The following is an 8,577-nucleotide window of genomic DNA, read 5'->3' as shown; positions in this document are numbered from 1 at the left end:
TCATCGTTTATTTCGTACCGTCTTTGCGTCATGCTCGTCGCTCCATTCATTTTTCACCAATCGTACCACATTATTCTTTAGTTTTCAGACAGGTCCTAAATGAACTCTCATTCTTTGATGACAAAGAAGAGCTACCGAACAATCCAAATTACGAGGCAGGAGACTTTACTTCGCGTATTGAACCCTACAATTTCTGGGAATTTTGCTTGCCAGGTGGCTACCAACATTGTGGTGCTGAATGTGGTTACAACATGGATCATGGAGGCGGAGAGCCTATTAACGATACTGATGAATGTTGCGTAGAGCATGATAACTGTTGGAAAGCGTTCGGAGATTGGGATGCATGTTGTGATAAAAAATTATAGAATGTGTATTATGGCATACTACCGTGGCATCCGTAGGTATTCGAAAATTCTTTGAACCAAGTGCTGCTAGATGTCTGTTGGGTTAATTTAACTTTTAGTATTTGATCAAGTAGGACGGGAGGTGGGGAAATCACCTCCTCCTGCTCAGTTCATGGTCTTAAGTTCCTTTGTATCATATAGTCTGTCCAAAGCTTCGAACCAAAAATGGGTCCGTAAAGTGCGCCTATTGCTGAGGATTGGCAACTTTCGACCTCGTTTTACGCACCTTCATACTTCTGCTATCGGCAGAATTACAGGAATCTTTGTACCTACGATGAAAGCCCCGATCAATTCCGGAAGAAACTTAATGCCGGGAAGCGTAAAAGCTCCCCAGCTAATCATGAATCCTTACACTAAGTGTCTAATCAATATTCGTCCTCGACTATCCTCGACTTAATTATTTAAAATTGTATGCTGTTACAATTCTGTCTCTACCTGTGATTTGATCATTGAAGTATTCATATAAGCAAATGCCTAAATATGATCCGGAAATATTGTATACATTTGTATAGCCTAAGTGTTGTAATGCCATCACCGCGTTGTAACTGCGTTGTGCAGAACGACAGTGGACGTATACAGGCTGATCATGAGGGATTTCATCCAGTCTCTCTCGGAATTCACTTAATGGAATATTGACTGCATTCGTTAAATGTCCTGCTTCATATTCATGTTTTTCACGGGCATCCATAATAAATGCATTGTTTTCAACCAACTCACGAACTTTAGTCACAGGCACCTGCTTAAATGCGCCATTTAAAATGTTTAAGGAGACCGATGCAGCAAGGTTAACGACGTCTTTTGCTGTACCAAACATTGGTGAATAACATAATTCTAGTTCTTTTAAGTCTTCCAAAGTACCACCCATTGTAATCATCGTTGCAATAATATCAACACGCTTGTCGACATTGCCTTTGCCGATGGCTTGTGCACCTAAGATTTTCCCAGTAGGGTATTCATAAATTAATTTAAAGTGCAATGGATTGCTTTCAGGCATTAACCCAACTTTGTCATTTGGAAGGACATAAACAAAGTCATATTGAATGCCAGCTTTTTTGGCATCTTTTTCATTCAAGCCTGTAGACGCCGCGTTAAGGTTGAACACATGAATACAAGATGAACCGATGACACCTGTATGGCGATGCGGGATTTGGTACATATGGTTTGCGGCAGCTCTAGCTTGACGTTGTGCAGGTCCAGCAAGTGCAAGTCTGGTTGGTTGATGTGTTAAGCGGTGATATACCTCGATTGCGTCACCAACGGCATAGATATGTGAATCGGAAGTAAGGTAATTATGATCTACTTTAATCCCGCCTGTTTCCCCAAGGTCAAGACCAGCTTGCGTAGCTAATGTTGTTTCTGGTTTTACGCCAATCGCTAATACAACAGCTTCAGCTTCAACGCGGCGACCAGACTGTAATTGGATGTATCCTTCATCCACTTTAGCTAAGCCGTCACTTAAGATGAGGTTGACGCCTTGATCATGCATTTCTTTATGCAGGATTTGCGCCATATCATAGTCAAAGGGTGCCATGATCTGATTGCTAAATTCAACTAAAGAGACATTTAAACCCGCCATCCGAAGGTTTTCTGCCACTTCGATGCCGATAAATCCACCACCGATGACGGCTACATTTTTAACTTCATCTCGTTTGACAAATGCATCAATTTTCGCGATGTCGACGACATTACGTAAGGTAAATACATTTGGACGATCAACGCCTTCGACTCGTGGAATCACAGGATTTGCGCCTGGGGATAATACGAGCTGATCATAAGCCTCTTCATACGTTTGATCAGCCGCGTGGTCTTTTATGGTGACGGTCTTTCGGTCTCGATTGATCGCAATGACTTCACTATTGACACGGGCTTCGATGTTATATTGCTTTTTAAATTGCTGTGGGCTCATCAGCACAAGGTCGTCGCTATTTTCTACGATACCACTCAAATGAAAGGGTAATGCACAGTTTGAAAAAGAGACATGTGGTCCTTTTTCAAACATGACAATGTCCGCATGCTCATCAATTCTTCTTGCCCTTGCTGCTGCGGAAGCTCCGCCAGCAACGCCGCCAATGACAACGATTTTTTTACCCATTGTTTTGTCTCCTTTGTAATGGTTTATGAGAGGGATTTTGACGATAAAATCATTTATCTTGTGAAACTTTTAACATACTTTAATTATACTAAAGAAAACCGCTTTTGTACATATAGGGGTATGTGTATTTTGAATTACGGTAATGTTGTGTAACAACTCTGTCCCTATTTGTGCTCTTTCATAAACATAAACGGAGTGCAAATAGGAACATACATTCGCTTCGTAATGCCATAAATGATATAATGCTCTTGTACAAGGGGGGATTACTATAAAATTAAAAAATATAACTATTGAAGAAAGAATGAAGCATGACAATGTGCCAGATTTAAGCATTCCATTAATTGAACATGGTCAAATTAGTTGCACGGAAAATTACGGCTTGCTTGAGGTAGGAAGCAATAAGAAGGTAAACAAAGATTCTATGTTTAGCGCGTGTTCAATTAGCAAATTTTTAACAGCAATGCTTGTCATGAAACTAACGGAGCAAGGACTTCTTGAATTAGATGAGGATGTAAACACAAGGCTTATGTCGTGGAAGGTACCTGAAAATGATTTAACTAAGAGTAAAAGAGTTACGTTGCGAAATTTGCTTAGTCATCAATCTGGAATTATTGATCCAGAAAATAGTTTTGTTGAGCTTAATTTCGTTACAAGGATCCCTTCAATGGTCGAATTATTAGCAGGAAAAACTTTTTATTCGGAACATTCGATCGAAGTAAGATATGAACCAGAAGGTGAGTTTCACTATTCTGACGCAGGTTTTTGTTTGATCCAGCAACTCATAGAAGATGTAACTGAAAAGCCGTTTCATCGGGTGATGCACGAACTCATTTTTGAACCATTAAATATGAGTCATAGTAAACTAAACACAACAATGCTTGAACTGGATAAAAAAGTTTCTGCTTGTGGTCATGACAAGAACGGGAAATTGGTGGATGGAAAATATCCTATATATCCCTATCCAGCTTCTTCAGGACTATGGACAACCTCTTTAGATCTAGCCAGATTAGTCCTTGAATTAATAAATGTTGTTAAAGGAAAAAGTAATATCGGTATTTCAACAAGTTTAGCTAAAGAAATGATCACCTCACAAAGAGGTAAAAATTGGACAGGATTAGGTGTGTTTCTAGAAGGGTCTGCAAAACAACTTGAAATGACATCACTCGGTTGGGGAATAGGATTTCAATGTATGGCGGTGGCGTTTCCATATTTAGAAAAAGGTGCAGTCATCATGACAAATGCAGAATTAGGTGTTCATCAAATGGAAGGGGTTATCGGAGAAATATATCAATCTCTGATGTCCTAAGAAAACTTAGTTTGGGGAGGAGATATGCTGGATTAACGTCTATCGATTTCTCCAGTGATCATCGAAGGGACAGTAATGGATGAGGGGGAAGGAGTAAATTTAAACCGGAATCCTAATCATCCTGAAAAAGAAGGCTGGACCTCTCACTGACTGTTATGAAGTATTTAACTCTCGCGTTCTTTTATATACTCTGACGCGATCGCTTTTTTAATAATGACGACGTCTTCATCAGTGTGCAGTTGCTTTGTCTTTAAAGATCGGAAACCTTCATCCATTTTTTGCTCTAAACTTTTGATATCGCTTCTATACCCTTTTACACTCATCTCAAGGTTTTGCACGTCTGATTTCACTTTGTTTAGATCTTTATGCATCTCGTGAATGGCTTCAAGGATTGCTTTTTGTGCATCATCCATAAAATTCACACTCCTTTATGTTAATATAATAGCATCGATACTTCGTTAAGAAAATAGAAAAAGATTCTTCTAACGCGCTTTGTTCGTCGTAGAAAATGATTGTTTCAGAATATTGATTTAAGTTAACTCTACGTACGGACGCTTGGAATGATAGAAAAACTAGACGAGAACAACGATTTTTTGCGCTCAAAAGAGAGTGTTCATAGAAACGTCCGCTTGAAAGGACATAATACAGTTGTTGATGAAAGTATGAATATGACAGTAATCAGGATTCAAAGTACAGCTATTCTTTTCTATTACAAAAAAGGTCTATTCTGTGAGAGTAGGAAGAGAAAGCGGTTTCGGCTTTTTCGATTATTAAAGGGTAGGAGAAGTATAAGATGATTGTTAAACTTGCAAAAGAACAGTATGACAAAATCAAAAACCTGTTAGTTAGTCCGCAAGAAAAAAATGAGAATGTACTAAATGCGGTGATTAACGGCATGAATCGAGGGGTCGTCTATGTTGATCGGATCGAGGAGCCTCGGACGGCGATCGTCTATGCGGTAGGCTTGGAATACGATCTGCTTGGTGATCCAGATAACGAATCGTTTAACAGCCACCTAGGTGATTTCATTTCCACACAATTAAAGCAAGAAAGTTTGGAATTATGTGGAGGGACATGGTTTTATGGCACAATATTTAATAAAAAATGGGAGAAAACATTGAAAGATGTGGTAGATCGGCGTAGGTATTATGTGGGTAATCGTGTCTATTTTGAATTGAATACTATTCGGTTTAATAAAGTGTTGCAACAGCCTCAGGATGTACTTGATAAAGAGTTGTCCATAGTAAAAATCACTACGGAATTAATTAATGCTAACGAGGATTTAAGAGAAGAGTTAACCGAATATTGGTCTTCGGCAGAATCTTTCACTCGATTTGGATTAGGATATGCTATCTTAAAAAATGATAAGCTGATCAGTGCGTGTTACTCATGTTGTGTGAATGGAGACCGTCATGAAATTTATATAGCAACTTTTGATGAAAAAGTACGAAATCATGGTTTGGCAACGATATTGGGACAACAATACATAAAGGAATGTTTGAAAAGGGGGGGTAGTGTGTATTGGACAACAGATGAATCGAATGAGCCATCCAAAAGAGTGGCGGAAAAATTAGGATTCGAATATTCGCATCAATTAATGTCGTTTGAATTTGAGTTTTAATACAACATAAGAAAGGCCTGCAATGAAAGTTTGACTAGGACGATGGACCGTTTAGCCTGTGGATCTACTTGGTGTTAGACAATTTCAAGATTTAGCGAAATCATAGAGAGCAATGTTTAGCACTCCATTTTTAGGCGTTTGACGTGTTAAATTAAGGAGCGAGAATTCGATGAGCAATAAGAGGAATTTTCCACAGCTAGAGACGAAAAGATTGCGGTTGAGAGAGTTGAATTTTGAAGATTCGCTATTTATTTTCAAATTATTCAGTGATAAAGAAGTGTGCAAGTACTTATATGATGAAGAAATCTACACAGATATGGAGGATGCACAAGGCTTCATTGAATGGTATTCCAATCCTGAAGAAAATTTACGCAATAGATGGGGGATTGAGAGAAAAGTAGATCGAGCCTTATTGGGAACCTGTGGGTTTGATTCGTGGGATCGCTATAATCATATCGCAGAAATCGGGTATGATTTATGGCACGAATACTGGGGACATGGCTATATGACGGAGACATTGGAATGTGCGATTGAAGGCGGATTTAATCATATGAACTTGAACCGAATTCAAGCCTTTGTTGCCTTGGAAAATGAAAAATCTGCAAAACTTCTAGAGAAATTAGGATTCATGAATGAAGGGATATTCAGAGAGAAGCATCTCTTCAGAGGGCTTTATTATGATCATTATTGTTATTCATTGTTAAAGAGAGAATGGGTATAAAAACGCCAAAGGTAACTTTATGTACATTAAAAATAGCTTTACGTCTCTTAAATACCAACATGAAGAGGTTTGCCCCGCTACCCTACAGCAAGCATGTTTTTTAATTAACGCAAATCTCACCCGCGATGTAACGTGATTTATTTTATTGGATTCGTGTAACCACTTATCCAAAATCATTAAAAAAGAAGGTCACGTAAGTTAGGAATGAAACGGTTGTGCTACGTCCATAGATTAAATTTCCAACGATTTTATCGGTTGCTTCCCGATCTATCACTGACTACATTTAAATCGACAAGGCCTCAAAAAATGTTTGGTGACATATCACTTTGTGCAAAGTTGAAGTAAAAGTGCTGCTTTTGCAATTTGAAACGAAAGGGGGTTAACCAGTTTGTTTGAAACTAGAACGCGGATTTATAAAATTGTGGCTATTTTGGTTGTAGTTACATTACTTAGTTATGGCGCGTTTCTCGTTGTCAAAGACCTCGGTCCACAAACACAATCTGTAGAATCTGTTGCAGCAAACATTTAACGTCTAGCGATTTCGCCGGTGATTATCGAAGGGATAGTGATGGGTGAGGGGGAAGGTGTAAATTTAAACCGAAATCCCAATCATCCTGAAAAAGAAGACGGGACCGTTACAGTTGGAACTGAGTATCAAGTCAATGTAACAAATGTTTTAAAAGGGGACGTGACACAAGAGGAGGTTTTTGTATCCGTACAAGGGGGAAGTTATGAGAATCAAAAAGCTCCTTTAAAGTCGACGTTAGAAAAAGGAAAAACGTATTTGTTTTTTCTATTTGCCGCTGCGCAAGGTCCACCACATTATTATGATGGAATCCAACCCAATATTTTTGAGATTTCTAAAGATCAAATAGAGTTAGTCACAAATGTTGAGCAATATCGACAGACATTCCAAGACGAACATTTATCGAAAAGCGCTTTTTACTCCAACTTAAAACAAGCCATTCAGTCTACCGAGCAATCGCGGTAAAATGAGACCTATAACAATGATTGGGGATAATAAGATATTAAAGAGATGCTGCAAATGCATTAGTCTTCTCACTGATTCATCTTTAAAAGTCCCATTTCCCATGGATATGCAGTAAAGTTATTTTGAAAAAGCTCATATTTCGTTATTGATTAAATATTATTGAATATTCATAAAATAAGTCCGCATGAGCTGACTTCTCTCCTTTTTGAGTGTACTTATTCCATAATTATAGGGGGTAATAATGGGTTCTGAACTAACGAAAACACATGGGGATCCTGCGATCCGATGGCTAATTAGACATATGATCCGTTATCCATTTCTCTTTTCATTTTTCATTGTGACATCAATATGTTCAATTGTCTTGGCTAGTCTTTCCACCATTTATTTAGGAAAAGTGTTTGATAGTTTAACAAATCAAGCATACTCGGAAGAACTAATGGATCATATAGCAGTTTTTTCAATATTTCTTGTCGGTGCTGGCATATTTCAATGGTTGTCATCGTTCGTGAACTTACAACTGCGTCTCAAGGTAGAAAAAGACATCCGAAATGAAATTTACCAAGGCTTGCTTAATCAAAGTCAAGCATTTTATAGTTCAGCGAGAAATGGTGAGTTAATGTCCCTTGCGACGAATGAGCTAAGAAACATGTCTGTGATGTTTCAGCCAGGATTGAATATGTCACTACGTAGTGTATTATTTTACATTGTTCCTCACTAGCGTTGTACCAATTAAAAACAGCAATTCAAAATACTGACAATATTCAATATTTATCAGTTTAGGCAATAAAAAATCCTTTACAATGGAGAGGTCAGGTGGTTCCTGTCCAAATCCAAACGTAAAGGATCAACCGTATGGACAAGAATACACTACTTTCATCATTTGGTAAATGGGTTTCACCCATCAATATTCAAAATCTTTCTGAACAAGTGGAACATCTTAAACAGGATTACTATACAAAGAAATTAACGACAGAGGCATATATCAAGCTTTTCCTTTTTGCCCAGCTGCATGGACTGGAAAGCCTGCATGCGATTAGTGATGCTTTGCTTGATGATGAACTGCAGAAAACACTTGGATTTGAATCGATTAGTGCTTCGCAGTTATCCCGAAAAACGAATGATTTGAAACCGGAAATCCTTTCTGCCTTGTTTTTGGATCTTGTTATGAAGATTCAAGGATACCATCATCAAAGGGAAAGGAATATGCCGCTCAAAATCATTGATTCAAGCACACTTCCGCTCAACTTAACGAATTACAAGTGGGCAAAATTCCGGAAAACAAAGGCAGGCGTAAAACTGCATTTACGGCTCGTTTTCATGGATAAGGACACGGTATATCCTGAAAAGGCAATCATTACGACAGCGAAAGGACACGACAGGAATCAACTAGAAGTTCTCGTTGATGACAAGGAAGCCATGTATGTGTTTGACCGCGGATACGT

The 8,577-nt window shown here is 38.4% G+C and carries 9 protein-coding genes and 1 pseudogene; 8 read left to right on the top strand and 2 right to left on the bottom strand.

Annotated elements, in window-relative coordinates; all coding sequences use genetic code 11:
• Positions 1-365: pseudogene (locus G4V62_RS19570) on the top strand (hypothetical protein); the annotation flags it as partial.
• 436 nt (positions 366-801) lie between these two features.
• Here the strand turns inward: G4V62_RS19570 and G4V62_RS18500 are convergent.
• Positions 802-2,496 (bottom strand): FAD-dependent oxidoreductase, encoded by a 1,695-nt coding sequence (locus tag G4V62_RS18500; protein ID WP_165205047.1) that lies wholly within the window; start codon positions 2,494-2,496, stop codon positions 802-804.
• 301 nt (positions 2,497-2,797) lie between these two features.
• Here G4V62_RS18500 and G4V62_RS18495 point away from each other — a divergent pair, with 301 nt between their 5' ends.
• Positions 2,798-3,802, top strand: a complete 1,005-nt coding sequence (locus G4V62_RS18495) for a serine hydrolase domain-containing protein (protein WP_212508846.1) — start codon at positions 2,798-2,800, stop codon at positions 3,800-3,802.
• A gap of 164 nt (positions 3,803-3,966) precedes the next feature.
• Here the strand turns inward: G4V62_RS18495 and G4V62_RS18490 are convergent, their stop codons facing one another.
• On the bottom strand, positions 3,967-4,215 hold the full coding sequence (locus G4V62_RS18490) for a hypothetical protein (protein ID WP_165205045.1): 249 nt from the start codon (positions 4,213-4,215) through the stop codon (positions 3,967-3,969).
• 380 nt (positions 4,216-4,595) lie between these two features.
• On the opposite strand from G4V62_RS18490, the gene G4V62_RS18485 reads away from it, so the two are divergent.
• From G4V62_RS18485 to G4V62_RS18460, 6 genes are all read left to right on the top strand, one after another.
• A complete protein-coding gene (locus G4V62_RS18485; protein WP_165205043.1) occupies positions 4,596-5,423 on the top strand; it encodes a GNAT family N-acetyltransferase in 828 nt (275 codons plus the stop codon).
• A 169-nt stretch (positions 5,424-5,592) separates the two neighbouring features.
• Entirely contained in the window at positions 5,593-6,144 is a 552-nt protein-coding gene (locus tag G4V62_RS18480; RefSeq protein ID WP_165205041.1) for a GNAT family N-acetyltransferase, read from the top strand.
• A gap of 388 nt (positions 6,145-6,532) precedes the next feature.
• Complete coding sequence (locus tag G4V62_RS18475) at positions 6,533-6,673, top strand: hypothetical protein (RefSeq protein ID WP_165205039.1); 141 nt, start codon at positions 6,533-6,535, stop codon at positions 6,671-6,673.
• A gap of 39 nt (positions 6,674-6,712) precedes the next feature.
• Positions 6,713-7,135: a hypothetical protein gene (locus G4V62_RS18470; RefSeq protein ID WP_165205037.1), complete on the top strand. Its 423-nt coding sequence runs from the start codon at positions 6,713-6,715 to the stop codon at positions 7,133-7,135.
• 241 nt (positions 7,136-7,376) lie between these two features.
• Positions 7,377-7,853: an ABC transporter transmembrane domain-containing protein gene (locus tag G4V62_RS18465; protein WP_165205035.1), complete on the top strand. Its 477-nt coding sequence runs from the start codon at positions 7,377-7,379 to the stop codon at positions 7,851-7,853.
• Between the two features lie 134 nt (positions 7,854-7,987).
• Positions 7,988-8,577 (top strand): DUF4372 domain-containing protein (locus tag G4V62_RS18460; RefSeq protein ID WP_165205033.1); only part of this gene is annotated, 590 nt, incomplete at its 3' end.

Source organism: Litoribacterium kuwaitense (genome assembly GCF_011058155.1).
Classification (GTDB): Bacteria; Bacillota; Bacilli; order Bacillales; family DSM-28697; genus Litoribacterium; species Litoribacterium kuwaitense.
This window is presented reverse-complemented; position numbering and strand designations above follow the sequence as displayed.

Bases quoted from the DNA above. Each gene is read 5' to 3' on its own strand.
- G4V62_RS18500 (WP_165205047.1), bottom strand. From the start codon at position 2,496: ATGGGTAAAAAAATCGTTGTCATTGGCGGCGTTGCTGGCGGAGCTTCC.
- G4V62_RS18495 (WP_212508846.1), top strand. From the start codon at position 2,798: ATGAAGCATGACAATGTGCCAGATTTAAGCATTCCATTAATTGAACAT.
- G4V62_RS18490 (WP_165205045.1), bottom strand. From the start codon at position 4,215: ATGGATGATGCACAAAAAGCAATCCTTGAAGCCATTCACGAGATGCAT.
- G4V62_RS18485 (WP_165205043.1), top strand. From the start codon at position 4,596: ATGATTGTTAAACTTGCAAAAGAACAGTATGACAAAATCAAAAACCTG.
- G4V62_RS18480 (WP_165205041.1), top strand. From the start codon at position 5,593: ATGAGCAATAAGAGGAATTTTCCACAGCTAGAGACGAAAAGATTGCGG.
- G4V62_RS18470 (WP_165205037.1), top strand. From the start codon at position 6,713: ATGGGTGAGGGGGAAGGTGTAAATTTAAACCGAAATCCCAATCATCCT.
- G4V62_RS18465 (WP_165205035.1), top strand. From the start codon at position 7,377: ATGGGTTCTGAACTAACGAAAACACATGGGGATCCTGCGATCCGATGG.